Origin of the sequence: Haloplanus sp. C73, assembly GCF_051195115.1 — an archaeon.
Lineage (GTDB): Archaea > Halobacteriota > Halobacteria > Halobacteriales > Haloferacaceae > Haloplanus.
Map to the genome: position 1 here is coordinate 150226 of NZ_JBNTJZ010000007.1, position 22150 is coordinate 172375.

17 protein-coding genes are annotated in these 22150 nt (G+C 58.7%); 4 read left to right on the forward strand and 13 right to left on the reverse strand.

The window, feature by feature from the left end:
- Positions 1–248: 248 nt before the first annotated feature.
- The 3 genes from ACQUSQ_RS13365 to ACQUSQ_RS13375 all read right to left on the reverse strand — a co-directional run bounded on the left by ACQUSQ_RS13365 (position 249) and on the right by ACQUSQ_RS13375 (position 3092).
- Positions 249–1004: a DUF7546 family protein gene (locus ACQUSQ_RS13365; RefSeq protein ID WP_435069800.1), complete on the reverse strand. Its 756-nt coding sequence runs from the start codon at positions 1002–1004 to the stop codon at positions 249–251.
- A complete protein-coding gene (locus ACQUSQ_RS13370; RefSeq protein ID WP_435069801.1) occupies positions 979–1572 on the reverse strand; it encodes a helix-turn-helix transcriptional regulator in 594 nt (197 codons plus the stop codon). The genes ACQUSQ_RS13365 and ACQUSQ_RS13370 overlap by 26 nt, the downstream gene beginning before the upstream one ends.
- Positions 1573–1697: 125 nt before the next feature.
- Entirely contained in the window at positions 1698–3092 is a 1395-nt protein-coding gene (locus ACQUSQ_RS13375; RefSeq protein ID WP_435069802.1) for a permease, read from the reverse strand.
- Positions 3093–3419: 327 nt separating this feature from the next.
- On the opposite strand from ACQUSQ_RS13375, the gene ACQUSQ_RS13380 reads away from it, so the two are divergent.
- Positions 3420–4886, forward strand: coding sequence for an amidohydrolase family protein (locus ACQUSQ_RS13380; RefSeq protein WP_435069804.1), 1467 nt, complete (start codon positions 3420–3422; stop codon positions 4884–4886).
- Positions 4887–4915: 29 nt separating this feature from the next.
- On the opposite strand, the gene ACQUSQ_RS13385 is transcribed toward ACQUSQ_RS13380, so the two are convergent.
- The gene (locus ACQUSQ_RS13385; RefSeq protein WP_004048660.1) at positions 4916–5440 is read right to left on the reverse strand and encodes an ArsR/SmtB family transcription factor; all 525 of its coding nucleotides are present in this window, start codon (positions 5438–5440) and stop codon (positions 4916–4918) included.
- 201 nt (positions 5441–5641) lie between these two features.
- On the opposite strand from ACQUSQ_RS13385, the gene ACQUSQ_RS13390 reads away from it, so the two are divergent.
- Genes ACQUSQ_RS13390 through ACQUSQ_RS13400 form a run of 3 tightly spaced genes read left to right on the forward strand, consistent with a single transcriptional unit; the run spans position 5642 to position 8463 of the window.
- Positions 5642–5857, forward strand: a complete 216-nt coding sequence (locus ACQUSQ_RS13390) for a heavy-metal-associated domain-containing protein (protein WP_004048661.1) — start codon at positions 5642–5644, stop codon at positions 5855–5857.
- 4 nt (positions 5858–5861) lie between these two features.
- Complete coding sequence (locus ACQUSQ_RS13395; protein ID WP_435069808.1) at positions 5862–7781, forward strand: heavy metal translocating P-type ATPase; 1920 nt, start codon at positions 5862–5864, stop codon at positions 7779–7781.
- Positions 7782–7809: 28 nt separating this feature from the next.
- Positions 7810–8463, forward strand: a complete 654-nt coding sequence (locus ACQUSQ_RS13400; RefSeq protein WP_092635479.1) for an FmdE family protein — start codon at positions 7810–7812, stop codon at positions 8461–8463.
- Positions 8464–8495: 32 nt separating this feature from the next.
- On the opposite strand, the gene ACQUSQ_RS13405 is transcribed toward ACQUSQ_RS13400, so the two are convergent.
- From ACQUSQ_RS13405 to ACQUSQ_RS13445, 9 genes are all read right to left on the reverse strand, one after another.
- A complete protein-coding gene (locus ACQUSQ_RS13405) occupies positions 8496–9731 on the reverse strand; it encodes a phage integrase SAM-like domain-containing protein (RefSeq protein WP_092635508.1) in 1236 nt (411 codons plus the stop codon).
- A 273-nt stretch (positions 9732–10004) separates the two neighbouring features.
- Positions 10005–10412 carry a hypothetical protein gene (locus ACQUSQ_RS13410; protein WP_435069810.1) on the reverse strand — a complete coding sequence of 136 codons (408 nt, stop codon included), beginning with the start codon at positions 10410–10412 and terminating at the stop codon, positions 10005–10007.
- Entirely contained in the window at positions 10409–11227 is an 819-nt protein-coding gene (locus tag ACQUSQ_RS13415; protein WP_435069812.1) for a ParA family protein, read from the reverse strand. Before ACQUSQ_RS13415 ends, ACQUSQ_RS13410 begins: the two co-directional genes overlap by 4 nt.
- A 356-nt stretch (positions 11228–11583) precedes the next feature.
- Positions 11584–15219 carry a UvrD-helicase domain-containing protein gene (locus ACQUSQ_RS13420; protein WP_435069814.1) on the reverse strand — a complete coding sequence of 1212 codons (3636 nt, stop codon included), beginning with the start codon at positions 15217–15219 and terminating at the stop codon, positions 11584–11586.
- The gene (locus ACQUSQ_RS13425; protein ID WP_435069816.1) at positions 15212–18268 is read right to left on the reverse strand and encodes a PD-(D/E)XK nuclease family protein; all 3057 of its coding nucleotides are present in this window, start codon (positions 18266–18268) and stop codon (positions 15212–15214) included. The genes ACQUSQ_RS13420 and ACQUSQ_RS13425 overlap by 8 nt, the downstream gene beginning before the upstream one ends.
- Before the next feature lie 239 nt (positions 18269–18507).
- Positions 18508–18780, reverse strand: coding sequence for a hypothetical protein (locus ACQUSQ_RS13430; protein WP_232590534.1), 273 nt, complete (start codon positions 18778–18780; stop codon positions 18508–18510).
- A 199-nt stretch (positions 18781–18979) separates the two neighbouring features.
- On the reverse strand, positions 18980–20419 hold the full coding sequence (locus ACQUSQ_RS13435; RefSeq protein ID WP_435069819.1) for a hypothetical protein: 1440 nt from the start codon (positions 20417–20419) through the stop codon (positions 18980–18982).
- Positions 20400–21668 carry a hypothetical protein gene (locus ACQUSQ_RS13440; RefSeq protein ID WP_232590532.1) on the reverse strand — a complete coding sequence of 423 codons (1269 nt, stop codon included), beginning with the start codon at positions 21666–21668 and terminating at the stop codon, positions 20400–20402. The genes ACQUSQ_RS13435 and ACQUSQ_RS13440 overlap by 20 nt, the downstream gene beginning before the upstream one ends.
- Positions 21669–21805: 137 nt before the next feature.
- Complete coding sequence (locus tag ACQUSQ_RS13445) at positions 21806–22141, reverse strand: hypothetical protein (RefSeq protein WP_232590531.1); 336 nt, start codon at positions 22139–22141, stop codon at positions 21806–21808.
- Positions 22142–22150: the final 9 nt, after the last annotated feature.

Consider the following 22150-nt stretch of genomic DNA (forward strand, 5'->3'; position numbering starts at 1 on the left):
TGATATGGTGGGTTCGAGGTTAGATCCGTGGGTGTAAACCCAAACATCAGACCGTTCGAGAGTGTCTATAACGCTATCTAAACGTTTTCTATCGACAGGATCGTTCATACCTGCCGAATTCAGGGAGATCGGAGAAAGTGAGGGTGAATGGGAGCCGCTAAGACATATCACCTTATTTCGGCTAACTAACATAACTCGGTTCGGGCGGCGAGTGAGGCTCGGCTATTGCTGACTACAAACGAAATAGCTCAGTCCGTTCGGAACTGGTGATACTGCCTCGTGAGTGCTTGGCGATGGTAGAGAATTCCAATCGTCACGAGGAACAGAACGGTCGCAATCTCGTATCCATACGCACCAAGCAATAGCATCGTTGAAGAACCACTCAGTCCGCCTGCAAGTAATACGGCAAACAACGGACTTACGCAGGCAGGGCACGCTACGATTCCAATAATTCCTCCGATTGCCGACTGCGAGAAATCAAGCAACGCATCGTAGACGAGATACGCCAACGCAAACAGCCCAACCGCTTGGTAAGGAATGAGCGAGAGCGTGATCAGGTCACCTGTATAGACGAAGACCGGACTCCACCCCAGAGATCGACCCCATGTTATTCCGAAGCCGCTTGGTCCAGTGAGCGCTCCGAAATGAGAGGTACTCGGTCCAAGTAATCCCGAAAAATAAAACATCACGATGAGGTATAGAGCAACGACAAGTGCAGCACCGAGACGATACGCTCGACGTGTCGTCCCAGGTCGGGTATGCCAAATCACCCAGAGTGAGGCGGTGAACCAAATGAACGGAAGGACGAAATGGGTCCACCGACTCCCCATATCCCCTGTGAAATATGCGTACACCAGTCCGGCGATCAACTGTGTAGCGAGGAGGAGATTGAGCAACGTACTTGACTTGAGAAGTCGGCTAACATGATCGCTTTCGAGTGTTGCTTGTGACATGATGGGGTAGTGTTTGTATGAAGTTCTAGGTCTGTTGGTTCTGTAGGTCATCACTCGGATACACGCGATAGGTCCGACCCTGTCGTTCCCGGTACAGCAACCCGCGCTCTTCGAGTGAACTCACAGTCTGGCTCACTTTGCTCTTCGAGAACTCAGATCGATCCCGAAGTTCGATCTGCGTAATTCCAGGGGAGTTCAGGACGGGTTCGAGGACGCGTCGTTCATCATCCGGTAAGAGATCAAGAACCCGCCCCTGTGGGTCCGATTCAGGATTGATAGACGTCGCCGGCGAGGCTTCATCGTCCACCGACGTAGCCGTTGCCGACGATGTCTGTGTGGGATCGACAGGCGCCGTTGTGCCGGCCACTTCCGGATCAGTGAGTTCTCCCCGAACCACGTAATAGACGCCACCGATAACACCTGCGACTAGCAGGGTGCCAAGCACGTACCAGAGAGGGTCTGGGCCGTGCATCGTCCCCATAGATGAATCCATCATCGACCCCATCGATTGCTCGATAGCCCGCCGCTGTTGATAGGACCGCCAGCTGAGTGCCCCGCCGGCCAGGAGAACGAACCCGAGAAGCACACCGACGACAGTATCTGCTCGACGGCGATTCATATGATGGCCCCGAATTGCGAGACTTGACTATTCATACCGTCTATTTGGGCGCGTCAGGTGTGACAATTGCGGATTGAGACTGTGTTGGTGAATCCCTTCTCAGCGGAATAACCACAGTGCGATTATCAGTGGTCATGGTCGTGATCGTGACTTGATATCTGTGGGCTTTGATCAGCAAATTCCGTTGGTTCTTCTTCGAACGTGCGCTTGCAGGTCTTCGAGCAGAAATAGTACGTCGTCCCATCGTGGGACGCGCTCGGGCCCTCATCGTCGGTTCGCATCCCGCACACCGGATCACGATACTGACCCGGTGCGCCGAGTCCCCGCCGGTAGACATACAGAAGGAACCCGGAGAGCGCGAAGGCGATAATATTGAGGTAGAAGGTGTAATTGAGCTCGAAGTACGTCTGCTCGGTCGCCGTCTCGCCACCTGCGAGGTCCGGGACGATGCCGAAGGCGTCGAACAGCAACTCCATGAGGAAGCCGGTGAACGCCATCGTCACGAAGAAGACGCCGAGAATGTACAGCATGATCTGCCAGCCGTAGTACTTCCGGTAGACGTTCAGCACGGGCACGGTGATGAGGTCGGCGTAGACGAACGCGATGATCCCGGCGAAGCTGACGCCACCGCCCCACAGCGCGACGGCGAACGGGACGTTTCCCATACTGCCGACGAAACTGAGGACGGCGATGATGACACCCATGACGGCGTTCTCGGCAGTCACGAGCAGGCCGTCGCCCTGAATGAACAGCGTGTTCCACACCCACTGCGGGACGAAGACGATGACAAACCCAGAGATAAGGAAGCCGGCGACGATGTCTTTCCAGATCATCGACCACTCCTTGCGGTACTGATTCCCGACCTTGTACCAGCCACCCCATGACAGCAACTCGTCACGCCACCCGCCGCTACTCGACGTCTCCTGGCGGTAGGTCTCCAGACAGCCCTCCGAGCAGAATTTGAGCGTCTCCCCGCCGTCGGTCGTGAGCGTGTACTCGTCTTTGCCTTCCATCCCGCAGGTGGGATCTTCCGTGACGCCCGCTGCGTGATCGCGCTCGTTGAGCGTTTCTCGGACTTCGTTAAACAGGTTCTCGGGGAGCGTCAGGTGAACGATGACCGCCATGACGGCGATGAGGATGAGGCCGCCGAGTAACTCCGCGAGGAGGAATTCCCACCCGAGCAGGATCAGGATCATCAACCCCAGTTCGACGATGAGGTTGGTCGACGCGAACATGAACGCGAGGAAGTTCACCGCGTGCGCCCCCTTCTTGAACAGCCCCTTTCCGATGGCGACGGCGCCGAAACTACAGCCACTGCTTGCTGCTCCGAACACAGTCGCCTTGGTAAGTCCAGTTAGATCGCCCTCACCCAGCACCTGTGCCATCCGCTCCTTCGAGACGTAGACCTGGACCAGACTCGTAATCGTGAGGCCCATGATGATCGCCCACGCTGCCGTCCAGAGAAATCCGACGCCGATACGGAGAGACTCGAGAACACCATCAATTATCGTCGCCTGCATAGGTGTATCATTGTAGGGATCATCTATTGCGGTTTTGATTAGAAAATGCTGCCTATGAGGGTATCTGTACTATGGTATCGTAACCGACGACCATAGATAATCTATTGTGAAGAGGGAAAACCTTGCAGTCCTCCACAAGATCCGTGGAATCCGACTTCAGATTCAAAAGGGGAATCTGATTAAATCACGCCGACGTATTAGAGGCTAATGGGACCAGTAGAGACCGATGATATCCCAAATGAGGGGAACACCATCTGGAGGAACAGTGCTCGCCGGCCTGCTCGGTTGTCCAGTACGGTTACTGTCACATCCACTTCCTAATTTACGATGGCTGTCGATCTGGCAATCCATGATGCACTCATTCTCACAGCCGACGAGCGGAACCGGCTATACGAGCGCGGCACAGTATGCATCACCGATGGCTGTATCGAAGAAGTCCGACCATCACGTGCAGGAGACGGAGAAATTGAAGCGTCCACCGTAATCGACGGGAACGGGAAACTGGTGATGCCGGGGTTGGTGAACGCCCACACGCACTTGGAGATGACACCGCTCATCGGTGCGTTTAGCGAACTCGAGCTGACGGAGATGCTTGGGAGTGGGACGGCCTTGTTTAACAGATTAGGGAACGGCGAATTCGAGTACCTCGTCGAGGCAGGCGTCGAGCTCGCAGCGCTCAATTTCCTCTTGGGCGGTGTCACGACCGTGAACTCGATGGACGCACGGCCTGCCGCAGGTGCAGAGGCGTTCGGGGAAGCAGGGCTCCGCGGATTTTTCGGCCCGGCGATCTCGGACCTCTTCTGGGACCAACCAGTCGATCAGCAGTTCTCCCGTGCTCGCGAGTTCGTCGAAACGTACCACGACACGTACGAGGGCCGAATCAGGGCGACGATCTGCCCGCACGACGACTGGTCGTGTACCAGGCAGCTGTGGGAACGGACCGCGTCCCTCGCCGCAGAGTACCCGGACCTGCTCGTCCACACGCACTTGCTCGAACTCGAGGAGAGTAACACGATGGCACGAGCGAACGGTGGCGAGGACTCGGTGGGATTGCTCGACGACGTTGGACTCCTGGACGACCGACTGGTCGCTGCTCACTTCCGCCTCGCCGACGAAGAGGACATCCAGCGAACCGCCGAGGCGGACGCGGCTGTTGCGCACTGCCCGTCCGTCTTCTGTTACTGGAATCCGGACGGGGAGACGCAGTGGACGCCCGTTCCCGAGCTTCGAGCCGCCGGCGTCGACGTCGGAGTAGGGATTGACGACCACTACTGGCACGACTCGTACAGCATGTTCGGTGAAGCGCGGCAAGCTCGGCTGGCGGCAAATCTCAAGCGTTCAGCCGGGCAGTTCGACTCGATGGAACTGATACGAATGCTCACTATTGAAGGCGCACGCGCGCTGGGGATGGGCGACGAGATCGGCAGTATTGAAGCGGGAAAGCGCGCGGATATTATCCTCCTCGACGTCGACAAACCGAAGTTCACGCCACGGACCAATATTCCTGCACAGGTCGTGAACAACGCGGTGCCGGCCGACGTCGAGACAGTGATCGTTGACGGCGACGTCGTCCTCCGGAATGGTGTGCCCGAGACAATGGACTCGGACGACGTGCGACAGCGAGTAAATCAGGCTGTCGAACGCTTCATGGACGAGACAGGCTGGGAGTTAGACATTGGTGGTAGTGAACCGCCGACCAGCATCGAGACTGTACGGGACCTCCCAAAGCGTGGCCCTGCGCGACTCCTGACTCGCCTCGCGATGCAATCCGCGCGTGATCGGTTCTCCTTCTAAGACCCTGCCAGCGTAGGGGTGGTTCCCCCTCAGGAATTTCTGTGGGCGCGAACGAACGCACGTCGCAGGACGGTCAGAAGAACGTACGTCTCGTACTTCTGGGTCTGGCAGTGCTCGCAGGGCTGCATATCCTCGACGATCTCCTCAATAGCGTCGTCGTACTCGTCGGTGAGCGTAGTGAGCGCGTCCGTGATCTGGGGCTGGGCAGCGTCGATCATCTCCTCGACGGCGGCGTCGGCCGAATCTGGTAGTGAGTACGAGAGGACGATCGTGTTCGCGTGGTAGTACTTCGTCGTCCCACCACGCCCCTCCTCGAAGCGAACGACGTCGACGAGGCCCGCATCCCGGAGCTCGTTGATGTGATGGCGGACCGTGTTCTCCGTCCGGTCGATGCCGCGATCGTCGAGGCGTTCGTGGACCTCGGTCGCAGTTAGGGCTTCCTCGGACAGAATGTCGAGGACCATCGCCCGCATCGGCTCGTCGATGGCGTCCGAAATCCGAGTGTCTCGCACCGCGATGTCGTCGAGACGGTGGTCGGTATCGGAATCACTCATACGAGAACTGAGCGCGAGCACGCGGGAAAAGGTAGCGGGGCAGGAGTCGGGTAGGTGTCTGTCGAGGTATCCAGTACAGGATGGACCCGCGATAGCGAAAGCCCTAGACGACCTGTTTGACTGTTCCAACGACCCGTATCCGAATTCAAACATATCATCTAAAAAATACTTATTGAGGTACGGGCACTATCTCAAACTGTAATGAGCGACACAACCCAATTCCGCGTCCTCGACTTCGACTGCCCGACCTGCGCGAGTACCGTCGAACGCGCCCTGTCGAACGTCGACGGCGTCCAGCACGTCGAAGTCCACTACGCGACCGGCCGCGTCGAGATCGAGTACGACGACAGCGTCACTGACCCCGACGCCTTCGCAGAGACCATCGAAAACCAGGGGTACACTCCCCAGCCCGCCTAACACTATGAACAAACAATCGATCACGCAGTACTACCGGAACCACCGGAAGGCCATCGTCACGGCGACGAGCGGCCTGCTGTACGGCGGTGGCTGGAGTCTGGGCTACCTCACGAGTTTCGAGATGGCAAGCGCCGCCATCCTCGTCCTCGCGACGATCGTGGGTGGCTACGACATCGCCAAGACCGCCTACCACGAGGTCACGAACCGGACACTCGGCATCAAGACGCTGGTGACGCTGGCCGCTATCGGGGCCATCGTCATCGGGGAGTACTGGGAGGCTGCCGCCGTCGTCTTCCTGTTCAGCCTCGGCAGCTACCTCGAGGGCCGGACCATGCGGAAGACCCGGACGGCCCTCCAGGAGCTCCTGGAGATGACGCCCGACACGGCGACCGTCCGTCGCGACGGGGAACTCCAAGAGGTTCCCGCCCGGGAAGTCGAAGAGGGCGAGGTCGTCGTCGTGAGGCCGGGCGGGAAGATTCCGGTCGATGGCGAGGTCGTCGACGGCGAAAGCGCCGTCAACCAGGCGCCGGTCACCGGCGAGAGCGCCCCCGTCCACAAGGCCGACGGCGACGAAGTCTACGCCGGGACGGTCAACCAGGAGGGCGCGCTAGAAATCCGGACGACGGGTACGGGCTCGGACACGACGCTCGAACGTATCATCCGTCGCGTCGAGGAGGCCCAAGAGGCCCAGTCGCCCACGGAGAGTCTCATCGACCGGTTCGCGAAGTACTACACGCCGGCCGTCATCGTGCTGGCCATCGGCGCATATGCAGTCACGCAGAACGCGATCCTGTCGTTGACGCTGTTGGTCATCGGCTGTCCCGGCGCGCTGGTCATCGGGCCACCGGTCAGCATCGTCTCGGCCATCGGTAACGCCGCTCGGTCTGGCGTGCTGATGAAGGGCGGCGAACACCTCGAACGCGCCGGCAAGATCGACCTCGTCGCTTTCGACAAGACGGGGACGCTCACGAAGGGCGAGACCACCGTCGCCGACGTCGAGGGATTCGGCGTCGCCGACGACGAGGTCCTCTCGCTCGCGGCGACAGCCGAGAAGAAGAGCGAACACCACCTTGCCGACGCCATCGTTGACGCAGCCCGCGAGCGCCCGACTGCTGCGACGGACGGTGGGGCGGCGGTCGCCCAGGCGGACGATACGGACGCCAGCCGCCAGTCGATTTCCGATCCGGACGACTTCGACGTGATTGCCGGCAAGGGCGTCATCGCCAATGCCGATGGCCATGAAGTTGTCGTCGGCAACCGCGCACTGCTGGACGACCGCGACATCGACGTCCCCAGTCCGGTCGCCGAATACGTCCGCGAGCGTGAGGGGCGCGGCGAGACGGTCGTCCACGTCATCCGCGATGGGGACATCATCGGCGCAATCGCGCTGCGGGACGAGCTCCGGGAGGCAGCTCCTAACGTCGTCGCGGCGCTTCAGGACGTCGGCATCGAGACGGTGATGCTCACCGGCGACAACGAGCGGACGGCCGCCGCCGTTGCCGAGGAGGTCGGCATCGACGAGTACCGCGCCGAACTCCTCCCCGAGGACAAGCAGACCGTCATCGAGGCCTACCAAGCCGACGGACACGTCGTCGCGATGGTCGGCGACGGCATCAACGACGCGCCGTCGCTGGCGACCGCTGACGTCGGCATCGCGATGGGTGCCGCCGGGACGGACACCGCCATCGAAACGGCGGACATGGCGCTGATGGCCGACGACCTCGAACGCATCCCCTACGCGGTCAAACTCAGCAAGGCGACGCGCTGGAACGTCCTCGAGAACGTCGGGCTCGCAGTGTTGACCGTGACCGTCCTGCTCGCGGGCGTGCTCACCAGCTACGTCACCCTCGCCGCGGGAATGTTGGTCCACGAGGCCAGCGTCCTCGCGGTCATCCTCAACGGGATGCGACTGCTTCGCCACTGACCACTAGATACGATCATCACCACCACTCATGACATCAAACTCGACTGCGACCGCCGAGACCCAGACGAGAACCAATTGGAAGGTAGACTACGACGTCGATCCGATCGAAATTCGCGACCCTGTCGCGGAGGCCCTCGGCGTTCTCGAACCGGGTGACCCGTTCGTCATCACCTATAGAGACGCGGTGAAAGAGGCGGGACATTCCTGTCCGACTGCCTCGGGCGCCTACCGGATCGTCCAGTTGGGGCTCGACGCCCTGTATCCCGACGACTATCCAGTTCGGAGCGAAATCGAGGTGCAGGCGGCCGGCCCGCAGGACGATGCTGCGTATGGCGTGATGAGCCGCATCATCTCGTACGTTACTGGCGCGACCGAAGACGACGGATTCAGCGGGCTCGCCGGCGGCTACGGCGGCCGCCGCGACCTCCTCGTCTTCGACGCGTTCGACCCGGACACGGCAGAGCCGACGTTCCGGTTCCGGCGAACCGACACGGACGAGACCGTCGAAGTGACCTACCACGTCAGCGACGTTCCTGACGGTGGACCCGCAATCGGGAACCTCCAAGGGATTCTCGACGAATCGGCAACTGAACAGCAACGAGAGGCTTTCACTGACGCCTGGCACCGCCGGATACAGGTCGTCCTCAGTGACGACTCGCTGTTCACTGTCAAAGCGGTTTGACGCGACGGTCTACCCCTCTCACTCGAAATAAGTTACTGCGGTACACTATCGATCTCCTCGAGGGCCTCAGTAGCGACATCACCTAACTCACCAGCCTCGATATGCGAGTACCGCTCACGAACCATCTCCTCAGAATTATCGAGATATCGGGCCGCCACAGTATATCCGAATGCCCGGACCAGAACCTCGCCCATGCCACGACGGCCACCGTGCGGAGCAAGATAATCGTGTTTCGGATGGTCGATGTCGATCTCCGCGGCCTCCGAGAGTCGTTGGAGAATCGACCGTGCGCCGTCCGTCGTGATCGACGGCGGCCGAATATTCTCATCGAGCGCCAGCAAGAGGTCCCGGGCGTGTGCCTCACGTCGCTCGTCGATTACTTCTGGGTGTTCCCCTCGTTCGGCTAGCTCTTCCCGGACGAGCTCTGCGAGCGTCCGTTGGTCGAACGTCGGAAACACCGGCCAGCGGTCCGTCGGCGGGTCCACCAGCTGACGGTAGCTCCGCAACGGAGAAATCACCGGATCGGGAAGACTCGCGGCGTCCCACTGCTGTTTCTTCCGGTAGACGTCCATACTCCCGTCGTCGAGGGAAAAGTCCTCCCAGCGAACGCCGCGCCGGCGTGGGTCATTCGGGTCTCGTAGGAGTTCCCCGACCCGGACACCTGTGTACGCGAGAACGAACACCAGAGCTCGGTTACGAGCCGCCTTCAGCGCCGCGTAGCGCGCTCGCTGCTTGTCGAGGGGGTCAGTATCCTCCGGGAGTGTCGTGTACGCCTCGACGGCGTCGCGGGCCCGTTCGTCGACGTGGCGGGTGAGGGCGTGGCGCTGTTCGGACGTCCAGGCCTGCTGGTCGCCGGGCTTGCGGCCGTCGTCTTCCGGCAGCGGCGCCATCGCACTCGCCCGCTGAGCGTAATGCGCTTCGAGATATCCCTCGTTGACACACCACCCGCACCACGCAGAGATATAGCGGTAATAGGTTTGTACTGTGTTCTGCTTGAGTCCCCGATCTCCCCCGAGATGCCGAGCGTACTCCCGAAACACGCGTTCGTCGAGATCGTTGAAGGTGGGCTCCCGGTCGACGTCGTCTGGGACGATCCCGGTCCAGTCGTCGTCGCCGCGGTCGCCGGCGGCCCACTCGGCGAACCGCTCGAGCTCGCGTGCAGCGTTTCGTCGATAGTTCCCACCGTCCCCACCGCGGCCTTTCCCTTTGTCCTGGAGGTAGCGCTCGAAGCTGTCGTCGAGCGGCGTGGAAAGCGCTCGATTAGGCATCCACCGGCCCCCCACCGTCCTGCGGGCCTGGTCTCGGTGCCTCTACCCCGGGGGAAGCGTCGTTGTGAGGCGGTTGCAGCATTCGTGCTTCACCGACGGCGGCGGGGTACTTCAAAGTGGTCGTGATTACGGGCATAATCAGGACCACTTGTTGTATTCGGCTCATCGGGAGAATTCGGAGGTCTAGAGTCTCTTAGTACCGGAAATCCGTAATACAGTAGAATGTATATCGTATATCGCTATACAAAATTCCGAGCCTCGCTCTGCGCAAGGTCATTCGTCGCCGAGTTCCGAGAGCCGAGCCTGAATTTCCTCAGAATCCGCACCAGAGAGCGCCTCAATACCGAACTGGACGAGTAGCGGGTAGAAGTGGCGGTTCTTCTTGAACTCGTCCTGGCCCGCCTTGCGGAGCTTCAGCTGGGACTCGAGGTAAGTGTCCTCCATCTCGTCGAGGACATCGTCGGGAATGTAGATCGTGCGCCCATTCCACTCGTCCTTGATGTTCGTCTTCGTTTTGCTCGTTTCGTTCGTTTCACTCGTTGAAGTCGATTCGGTCGATTCGGTCGATGAACTGGTTTCCACCGTTTCACTCACCTCGCTCGTTTCGCTGGAATCAGCCTCGTCGTCCTCCTCTTCGTAGTTGCCCTCGATGCCGGAAGCATCACCCCAGCCGTCGGTCATGCTTCCACCTCCTCAGGCGCAGTCTTCTCAAACGTCTCGTCGAAAAGGTCCGCGATCTCGTTGAACAAATCGCGTGCATCCTCTACGCGCTGGTTCTCCTTGCCGAAGCCGAAGACGGACACACCCTCGCCAATCGACTGAGAGAGGTCGGTCCGCTTCGGGATCTCGAACACCGGGAGGGAGTACGCCGACTTGATCTCCTCGATGGTGTCGCGGTGCTCGGCGTTCTGCTCGACGCGGTTACAGACAATTGCGAGCCGATTGATGTCTCCGTACGCCTGTTCGAGGGAGCTCAGCTGCTTTGCGAAAATCTGGAGGCTGTTGGCGTTGAGCTTCTCGGGAATGACGGGGATGACGACGTTGCCGGTCGCGACCAGGGCGTTGTCGGTGAGGACGTTCAGGGATGGCGGCGTGTCGACGATGATGTAGTCGTAGTTCTTCTCGAGTTCGTCAAGAGTCATCTCCAAACGCTCGCGACTCTTCGGCGCCTCAAGCAACGTCTGGATGTTCTTGTTGTTCGCGAGCTTCTCGCTGGCGGGAAGAATGTCGAATTCCTCGTGCTCGACGATGATGTCGTTCACCGACTCCATCTGATCGAAGTCGAGGACGTCGAACAGCGTTGTGCGGTCGGTGTCGTAATACAGATCGTTGTAGCCAAGCGAGCAGGTGAGCCCTCCGTGATAGTCGATATCGACCAGGAGGACGTCGTGGCCTCTGGCGGAGAGTGCGCCGCCAGTATGAATGACGTCGGTTGTTTTCCCCGCGCCTCCTTTCTGATTTGCCACCGTGATTCGTGCGGTATTGGTGTCGGTCATTATCTTCGTTTCTCTCGTTATGTTCGTTTCGTTCGTTTTGGTCGTTTAGTTCGGTGCGTTCGGTGAGGGTGTTTCACTCGGTGAGAGGATTACTACGATGTTAAAACCAACTGTTCGTTCCACTCGTTGAAGAAGTTTCGTTCGTTTTCATCATATTGTTCGTTTCTCTCGTTTTCCTCGTTTCGTTCACCGAGCACTCTGTTTCAGCGTCGGTTCGGCGCTTTCCAGTAAATTCATTCATTACTCGAAATACTCTCGTTGAGTTCGTTTCGTTCGTTCTATTCGTTTCTCGAAGGCTGCCACCAAGAGCTTGTCCTGACCTATCGCAAGGTGGGTGAATTGGCGAAAACAGAGGCTTAATCCACCAAATCCACCATTGAGCGTAGTTCAGATTCCATCTCCGTCATCTGATCCGACACCCAATGGAACCGCTCCTCTATCCCCTCGTCAGTAAACCGGAGTGAAGATCGTACGTCACGATTCCGGTCATGTTGGAGGAGAGCGAGAGCGTACGCGAGCATCTGCGGTCGATAGTGTTCCGCGAGCTCATCCGATGTCGTAGCTGAGAGATCGTTGGTCTTGTAGTCGATTATGTGGAATGCGTCTGGCGTGACGAGCAGCCGGTCGATATCACCGACAATCCGCGACTCATCGATTCGAGCGACAACAGAGTACTCGTCGTAAACCTCCTGAGGCTGAGTATCAGACTCGATGTGATCAACAAATTCGACTGCATCAGCAGCGTGGTTGACAGCATCACGGAGGTCCGATTCTGTCGGCTCCTCACCAGCCATCTGACTCAAACGACGGATCAGGGTGGTCCACTTGTCTCTCGGTGGACGAAGTTCGTTGATCCGGTGGACGACCGTCCCAAACGTCGTTGGACTCAGGCCGGCCGACTCCTCACGCTGAGAGTAACTGTGACCGTCTGGAGACGCATCCGCCACCGCATTCACGAGAGTCGTCGCCGCGATCCGTTTCGCCGGCGCTAACGACGGCGGTGAGGGGATCGATATCTCCGGCGCTGAATCAACAGCATCGTCGTCGGTGTCCCAGTCTACTGGGCGCGGCGGCCTGCGAACAGTATAGCTGGCTCCATCTATCTCACAACGGGCCTGTCCGTCACGAACCGCCTCGGCGACGAGTGCTCCGTCGAGGAGGGCTGGCTGTAACCAGTCGCGCCACCGGTCTGCGTCGTCGAAGGCTACAGGCTCGCCGAGTTCGATTGTATCGGACTCGTCGACGTCAATGTCGTGCGTGCCGCAGAGAAGGAGGTGATCCCGCATTCGTGTACACGCTACGTAGAGGAGGCGTTTCGACTCCGCCCGCTCCTGTGGACGCGACCGTCGGTCGGCGTACTCGTGGACGGCCGTCTTCTCGATGGAGAACGCATCGCCCGGATTCGGCCCGCCGACCGCCGGGACCGGCGGCGCGTCATCAGTTCCGTCCACAAGTCGAACGTAGCCATGGTCGTCGACGGAGCGACCGAAGTTGAGGTCACTCCCGAGATCGGGGACGGTGACGATCGGGAACTCGAGTCCCTTCGCAGAATGGATCGTCATAAGCCGGACGCCCTCGGCGTCACCGGGAATATCTGCCTCCCCCTCACGAGGGTCGATCTCGGCTTGGCGGTCGATCCGGTGGAGCAACCCGGCAGCTGTGTGAACACCGTTCTCGCTCCAGGTACGGACCTGGTCGCGGAACTTCTCGACGTTCGCGACGGCCTGTCGACCGCGTTCATCAGCACTTACACTCGCCAGATACCCCGTGTCATCGATCACTCGGGACAGCAGGCGGTTCCACGGGAGGACGCCATCTTCGGACGGCGTCGCACAGCCGCTGAGGGTCCGCCACGTCGTAAGGAGGTCGAACGCGTCCGCGAGGTGTGGATCGTCCGCCTCGGCGAGCCCATCCCATACTGAATCAGCTTCTGCGACAGCCGGTGCGAGGCGATCATCCGCGAATCCGAACAGCGGCGACCGAAGCACCCCGTAGAGAGAGACGTCGTCCTGTGGATCACCGAGTACTCGAAGCAGGTTCGTGAGCGCCTGGACCTCAGGCGTATCGTAGAACCCGACGCCACCGACGACAGTGTAGGGGATGTCGTACTCCTCGAGAGCGCGCTGATACCGATCCAAATGGGTTCGCCGGCGGAGGAGGATTGCCGTGTCGTCCGGCGTAGCGTCGCGATGAGCACCCGTATCGGGGTCTTGGACTTGCGGCGGATCATCGAACAGGTGGGTCAGTCGAGCAGCGAGCGCTTGCGCCTCGGCCTCGATGGTGTGGTCCAGCGCACCTTCGGCGACCGGATGGTCGTCGCCGAAGAGCTCTGCCGCCGTGTCAGCGTCGTCGGGGACAGCGAGATACTCGACACTCCCGGACAGTCCCCCGATGTCCTCGATACGGTCGCGTTGTGTGGTCAACTCCTGCGGTGGCGCTTCGTGGGGCTCGTGGCTGTCACCCTCCGGCTGGAACAGGTACTCGAAGAGCTCGTTCAGGAACGACAGCGGCTCATCCAGCGTCCGGAAGTTCCCGGAGAGTTCGAGGGCGGTCGGACTCTCGGCATCGCTGTCGGGAACGTCGTCAACCCCACGAGCCTCGTTGACGGTCTGGAGTTCTCTGCGCGCATCCCCGAACGTCGTCACGTCGGCCCCACGGAATCCGTAGATGCTCTGTTTCTCGTCGCCGACCAGGAAGACGTTCGACGCCGCCTGCTCGTCAACGCCCGTGAGGAGCTTGACCAACTCCCACTGACGCGGGTCCGTGTCCTGAAACTCGTCGACCATCACGGCCGCAAACTGCTCTCGGAGCCGCTCCGTGACGGCATCGTTCGCTCGCAGGAACTCAAGCGTTGTCTCGATCACGTCGGGGAAGTCGAGCGTATCGCGGCGCTCCTTCTCGTCGGTGTAGGTTGCGAGGACGTCGTCGAAGACCCGTATCAGAGCCAGCGCGTAATGGGCGCTGTTTGCTTCAAGCTCACCGGGTGTCGTCTCGACCGCATCCGCGTGCGGTTCGACGGCATCGATGACCGTGTCGATGGCGTCTTTCAGATCGTCGTAGACGTCACCGTACTCACCCCAATCGTCCCGATCACCGACGACGTACCCCGAACTGCTGTACAGGCCACCGTTCTTCTTCTCACAGGCCTCGTAGAGGTCGAGGATTGCCCGTTGACAGTCGCGAGGATCGCTTTCCTCCGGGTCGGCCGAGAGTGTGGTCGCGACTTCGGTGAAGGTCCGGTAGACTCGAAGACCGTCTTCGTCGGCGATAGCGCCCTCGCGGTCGACACGGCCCGCAACCGTGCGTAGCTGCTCAAGGAGTCCGTCCGCATACAGCGTCTGTCGGGCGTCGGCGACGTCGAGATCACAAACGACCTCCCAGCAGATATCGACGTAGTCGTTGACCTCCGCATCACGCCACTCCTCGAGGACCGCCTCGCTCTGTGGGCGCTCATCGAGTAATCCAGCGAGTACATCGACCAGCTGGTCATGACCCCAGAGCTGCGCGAGGAGCGCGACGTCATCATCGTCCTGGTTACGTTCGAGGAACTCCGTCACGACTTCGCGTTGGAGTGTCGCGGCGCCGTCTTCGTCAAGCACGTCGAAGCCGAGCGGGACCGGAGCCTCGACGGCCCGTTCTCGCAAGAGCCGCGTACAGAACGCGTGAATGGTGTGGACGTAGCCATCCTCCAGGTCGTCGAGGACGTTTCGCCAGCGGTGGTAGGCCTTTGGTGAGTCGACAGCCTCGAGCCGGTCGTACACCTCCTCCCGAACGCGCTCGGTCAGTTCGGCAGCGGCCTTTCGCGTGAAGGTGATCGTGACAATGTTCTCCGGCGTGAGTGACGGGTTCTCGGCCAGTATCGTCACGTACCGCTCGGTGAGCGTTGTCGTTTTCCCCGTCCCAGCGCCGGCAGTGATCGCGACGTTCCGGCCTTGGACGAGCGCGTCCTCCTGTTCCTCTGTGAGCTGAATCTCCTCGGGATCCTCAGTCATCACTCATCACCGCCTCGATGTCCTCGTCGTCGCGAACACGGAGCGGAACGTACGCGGCGTCGTCCTCGTGGACCTCGTCGACGAACTGCCGCTTGCGGTGATGGCGGACATCGCACGCCCGACGGTAGTCACAGTATCGGCAGTTCGCACCCCGAGCGGACAGGAGGGTCGTGTGGAACCGACCGTTGCCGATCGCCTCGTCGATCTGGCCTAACCACTCCGGAACGACATCGTTCAGGAACCGGCGGAGTTCGGCCTCTGAATCGAACTTCGATTCGACGCCGCGTGGAACCTTGAGGTCGTTTGGCGGTCGAACCTGATAGTACGTCGCTGAAAGCGATCCCTGCTCGAACAGGTCACCGTCGACGACCTCGGCGGCAGCGAGCAGATAGATGGGGAGTTGGAACTTCGTGCCGCCGGTCGTCTTCGTCATATACGGTGCTCGACCAGTCTTGTAGTCGTAGAGCGTGAGCGTCGGTTGTTCTCCATCCCGGTTCACGTCAACGCGGTCGATGTAACCCCGAATCGAGACAGTCGAGCCGTCCGGTCGCTCAACTGTGAACGGCCCAGCATCCGAGTCGGGAAGTCCCTCGCCGAATGGGGCTTCGAACAGGTGTGGGCGGCCGGCGCCGTCCCGCGAGAGCTCGTTGTCGAGGAACGTAGCGAACAACCCCTGTTCCGGTGCGTCGTGAGGTTTGCTCCCAGCCTCGTACGGAGCGCTCACGCCGTCACCCAGACCCGCGAACAGCTCCGCCTTCCACCGTTCGTAGAACAGGCCGTCGTACTCGAAGTCAGCCTCCCGGAGTTCGTCAACGGCGATCTCGCGAAGGTGCGTCGCCAGGTCGTCCCAGTTAAACTCCGTGAGATCGAAACCATCCTCGGTCTCGTCCTGCAGATCCGCGAAAAATCGTTCGAGAACGTCGTGAACGTACGATCCGGTTTCGAGGGGCGTAGGGACGACCTCAACGTCGTCGGGATCCTCGATTCCGAGCACTTCGTCAGCGTAGAACTTGAACCCACACTCGACGTAGCGCTCGATTCGACTCGCGCTGTAGGGTTCCCGCTCCGACAGAGGGTATACCTCATCGACTGTCCCAGGTTCTAACACCCCGTCGTGTTCGGAGAGGCCAGCCGTTCCCCTGTTGTCCGCACAGTGGAGTCCCCGATCCGTGCGCTTGGTCTGCTTGGGTGAGAGGTCACCTCGGTCGCCGGCGAGGCTTACTGCCGCACGCCGGTCGGCCGTTGCAGCGACGTGGCGCTGGAGATCTTCGCGAGAGCCCACGCGGTCGTCGACGCCGTCTTCGGGTTCGATGCCGGTCACGCGCTGGAGTTCGTCGAGGACCGGCGACCGGACGACGGCGGACTCGTCGTCGCCCGTCTCTGGTGTGGTGATCGTAAGTTCGTCGACATTCGCGAGCAGCGTCGCGAAGAGATAGCGACCACGGAGTCGTTCGTCGCCGGTGTCGAATCGCGGATGGGCGTCGGTCATCTCCTCGAAGAAGGCCGGGCGTTCCGGCGTCACCGGGAAGTGCTCGCTCGTCAGTCCCACGAGAAACACCTTCTCGAACGAGCGCATCCGGGCGTCGAGCAACCCCATCACTTCGACGTGACCGCCAGCAGCGCGCTGCGGAACCCGGATCGGAACACCATCGAACGCACGGGTGAACAGTGCCAACGGGGAGAGATCGCTATTGACCGCCGCCAGCGACTCGAACGAGGAGAGGACCTCGTCTACGAGGTCGTAGGCTCGCTGTTCGACGGCTTGCTCGGCGCCGCTGGCGTAGTCCTCCGTCGCCCCCTCCAGGTCGAACCGTTCGTCCAACAGTGGTCGGAGCGTCTCGGTCGCATCCACGATCTCACCTGTCCGGAGCGTCTCCAGCGTGGCCAGCAGCTCCTCGATCAGCGCCGCCGCCTCGCCGTCGACGTCATCGAGCAGGGGTGACACAGAAACCGTGTCACGCCGGCGAGCAGCTGCCGTGACGGCGTTGGCTTGGCCGGTGTCGACGACGTCGACCAGTGGATTCGAAAGCAGCGATGTGAGGTCCTCGGCCCGCGGATCCGGTTCGGCGAGGTTCAGGAGGTCGTGTACAACGCTCCCGGTGAACGTCCGGTTCAGCTGTGAGGCGGCGGTCGTGACGTGCGGGATGTCGAACGTATCGAACGTGTCCTCGACGTACCCCGAATAGGCCTCGGTCCCCGGGACGACGACAGCCAGGTCGTCGGGATCGCGACCATTGGCCAACTCAGTTCGGAGCTCGCGAGCGACGAATCGAATCTCGCGCTCGGGCGTCGGGAGTTCCCGCCACCGGAGTGCGTCTGGAACAGGGGCGGTCCCGGGGTCCGGGCGGTAGAGCGACTCGGTGATCGTTCCAAAGGCCCGCCCTGACTCGTCGACGGGCTCGAGTTCTACTGCCTCAAAGTCAAGTGCTTCGTAGACATCCAAGGCGTCCTCCGCAACGGCGTCGACTCCGCTCCGGCCATCCTGGTGGAGTGGCAGCAGTGCGATCATCGGAAGTTCGTCGGCGAGGCGTTCGATGAGGCGGCGTTCGACGGGACGGTACTCGTGATACCCGGAGAGAACGACGACATCCAGTTCCGGGGAGAGCTCCGATAGTGACTGCTCCGCCGTCGCGACGGCGTCGAACATTTCTCCCCGGGTACAGACCCACTCGTCGACGTAGTCAGCGTGGAGATTCCGGTAGTGTCGGTACGCGTCGACAGTGGCTTTCGCAATACGGTCATCGAGGGCTGAACCCTCGAACTCCGCTACGAGCGCGTCAGCGGTACCGACGCCGGCGTCGTCGAAGAGCGAGAAGCGGCTACTGAACGAATCAGCGAGAGCGGCAGAGGCAGGTTCGCCGGCGAGAGCGCCATCTGTCTCGGCTGTCGATTTGTCCAGAGCGTACTCCGCCAGCCGGCGGTTCAGCTGCCCGGCGAGGGGTTGAATCGGACCGTGGAGATGCTCGTACCACTCCCGAACGACCGCGTCAAGCGTCTCGGCACGAAGACGGAGAGGTTCGTGGGAAACGGCCCAGTTGTCCTCGACCATACTCCGGCGAGCGTCGTTCCGCGTTATGTAGAGAATACTCCCCAGCGAGTCGGTGGCAATGTCATCCGCCAGCTGAAATGCCCGTCGTTCCAATCGGGCGTGTTTCGGGCCGGTGAGAAGCGTTGAATCCATCGAACACTCCCTACCAAGATATCGGTCTCACTTCACTCTTGGCGAGACTGACAGCTTAGGAGTGGCTTACCGAGAGCGGCCAAAATAAATCAGAGAGGACTGAGAAGTCAGCCGACGGTAGCTAGCACCCGGACATCTGTATCCGAGTGTCGTTCACGCTGAGTTCGAGCACCCCGTTCTTGCAGGAAGTCCTCGATCTCATCGGCCAGCGTATCGGCGTCCTCTCTATCGACGTGTACGATCAGTGTTAGCTGGTCTGGATCGTTGTTGTCGATGACAAGCGATACGTCTTTGAATTCGTCCGGCTGTCTGTACGCCTCGAATTCTTCGGCGACCTGGTCAGCCAGGTCGTCTAATACGTCAATTGGATTCTCTGTCATAGATCAGATTTTGGGTTTGGAGGGTTATGCCATCGCGAACGGGTGAAAAACAGAACTTGGCTTTCAAAATCACCTCCATCTACCAAACTCGAATGGAGCCTTCTCACACCGATGGTTTACCGAAATGAAGACCGATCAACAGAGGGGACAATGGCCAGAATTCTCGCAGATCACTACCGATGACACTCACAAAGAACCTCTACTGAAAATACCTGTTCAAGATCTCCTCTAGCTCTGTTGGACCCTCGATGAGGGTGTTGAAATGTTCGATGACTACGTCCCGGTTGATAACCATCAGACCTGGACGCTCGAGGAGTTTCATCCTATATTCCTCTGGCTGCTGGCCGACTTCCCTGAACACACGACGAAGATGCACGAACGGCTCGGAATTATACGTATCTCGATGGAAGAGCGGATAGATAGCGCGATTGAAGCTGGCAGCATTGAGTTTTAACTCGTTCGACACGACGCTTGAGAGATAGGCGGAAAATATCGTGATAAGAGCATCTAGCGTCAGGACGATCATGTACATATTTTCCTCGTAATCGTCCTGCATCCGGTCGTAGAACTTGATCTCTTGTTGGCCATCGATATCTAAGACCAAGAAGATATGCCCCACAGAACCGTGCTTGAATGATATTTTCCGAGCTCCCTCCACATAGTCATCGTGCTTCCCACGGACTTTCTCCTGGCCAAAATTCGCCTCCTGTCCAGACTTAGTGTCGACTAGACCAAGAATCGGCTCATAGTCAATATGCCCGTAGCTCCCTTCCTCCCAGAGATAGAACACATTATCTGGCAAATTTGCGCCGGAATCAGCTTCTCCCCCACGTTCTGGCTGGGTCGGAAAGAGATGCATAAACACAGCCTCAGCAGTGTTCTCCAGGAGTTCACCGCTCCCGCGACCAATCTCCCCGTTCTCCCGAAGCATTCTAATGTTCGAGAGGATGGAGAGGATGTATTTTGGATTTGCCTTGACTTTTTTCCGCAGTTCTTCCACGTCCTCCCCGAAGCGCCGCCTCATAACGTTCTCGTCAAGCTGTTCAACTTGTAGAGCGGTGTCGGCGTAGTCGGAAAGGAGTCCGCTCTCATCTATCTTTTTGAAAGGAACAGCTTGCACAAGGTGGCCCGTGGAGAAAAGGAACTGAAGTTCCACGATGTCTGAGATAGTATCTTTCGGCGTGATGAGGATTGATGGGTTTCCCCGCTCGATCGCATCTTCATAGATGTCCTTGACGGTATCCTCGTAGTGACGCGGTGAGTACACGAGGTAAACGAGGAGATCGCGTGAAGTCTCCCCGATGACGTACCGCGGAAGATTACTATCGTCTGTCGTGATGAGATCGGTTTTCAGTTTGCCAGCGATGTCCTGTAAAAATCGGTGAAATGACGGGAGATATCGGATCCGATCGGACTTCTCGACCGTTCGAAAATGGTTCGAGTGGCATCGAATTTCATAGGTGTCTTCACTCTCGTCAACGATGATTATCCCATTATTACAGGTCGGACACTCAGTCGGCTCAATCAGTCGCTCCTTAACGTAGTCAGTGCCTTCCAGTTGGTCCGGGACCTCTTCACGTCGTACTGGTTGACCGGATTCAATGAATGAGTGGAGTGGGTCAATCAGCGTCTGGGTCATTCATATCACTGAGAAGGATCTCAAGAGCTTCCTTGTTCCCGGCCGTGATTCGCGAGCCACGAAGCGGCTCCCAGTCACCAGCATTCAGTTGCACCAGTTCGTTCTGAATCTTGAAGATCAATTGGATGTTATCCTCTTCTGCCTTCTCCAGGTAGTCTTCAAAGCTGAGTTCTATCCCCTCAATAGTGCCGAATACATCGTTCAGGTTATCTGCGATAATTGTGAATTCATCGGTGCTGGTAGCTTGGTCGTTCGAAATGGAGTACCCGACCAGTCTGAATGTCTCAGCCCGCTGTTTGAGATCCTCTTTCGCCTCGTCCGCCTCGTCTATTTCTTCTATCTGTTTAGTCGCAGCCTCCTTCCGCTGTTCCACCGCTTCGTGAACTGTGTCGGCCGTATCTGTCGACTCATCTTCTACCGCGGCCATAGTATCCTGCTGGATTTCTTCCACACCGGGAGCACGCTTCTCCTCAAGTTTGTCAAACAAATCTTCGACTCCGAAAACATCATAAAACAAATCTGAGAGTGTATCTTCCCAGTTATCCGTCGATTTGGAGAACGTGATAACGGTTTTACCATCCTCAGGCTCGACACCTATACTGATGTTTCGCAACGGATAGAACGATGTGCCACCAATAGATGGATTGACTGGAGCGTCTTGATTACCGAGGGACTGTCTGAACTCGAACTCGTTTCTATACTTTCGTCCGTATTCTTGTTGGATATCTATTGCTATGGATGACTCATTTTCGTCGACGGAGATACGGATTGGGTCAAGATTCTGCTCCTCCACGTTGGCCTTTCGGAGAAATTCCCGCACACGTTCTTCTACACCCTCAATATTGAGTTCCTGATCGAGTAAGAACTCGCGTTCGTTCTTGACAGCGAAGAGTTCAGAGCGGATAATCATAGACTGCAACTTGTCGCGATACCCAGTCTCATAGAGCACCAGAAGGAGTTCATATCGCCCGTTGACATCCAGTTCCTCTCGGCTTATCCCGAGTGATTTGTTGAGGTACTCCTCGGCATATCGTCGATTCACATCTCGGTCACTCAACCTCTCATAATCCTCGAGAAACTGTTCCACCTGATCTGCGTGTCTATCTGCGAGGATTTCTCTCAATGTCGATCGATTGGCGTCGATCGACTCGTCAGCAAACACTTCATAGAGTCGTTCCAGAAACCATAACGGGCGAGGTTCAAGTTCTGAAACCAGTTCAGGATCAGGATCAAGGGGATCTACTGACACGGATTAATCCTAACAAGACATTCGTATTTCATAAATATATCTGCCTGAGCGGTACACTGGCGAATTTATCGAGGGTCACTGACTGTGACCGTCGGAGCAGTCGAAACAATTGAAATGGAACGATATCGATGTGACGACTAAAGCATAGTGACGCCACTATCGTCGCTGTCACCAGATTCTGTATTCAAAACGAAGCCTGTCTGTTGGCCCTCAACCACACCAATCCAACCGGCATCATGAAGAGCATCAAAGACGCCTGGCCAAGAAGCACTGTGAAGCGACGTTTGTTCTCCCATCTTTTGAGCCAAGTCTTCTCTTTCGACAGGGCCATTCTCCCGTAGTTCGACAAAGAGCAGTTTTAGATCCTCAAACAGGTCAATTAGTCCAATAAGACCATCATCGTCTAATTCCTTGGCGAATTCGACGGCTTGTTCATCGATGGAAAATGTGACCTCTACTGTATCTTCTGTCATACAGAATGC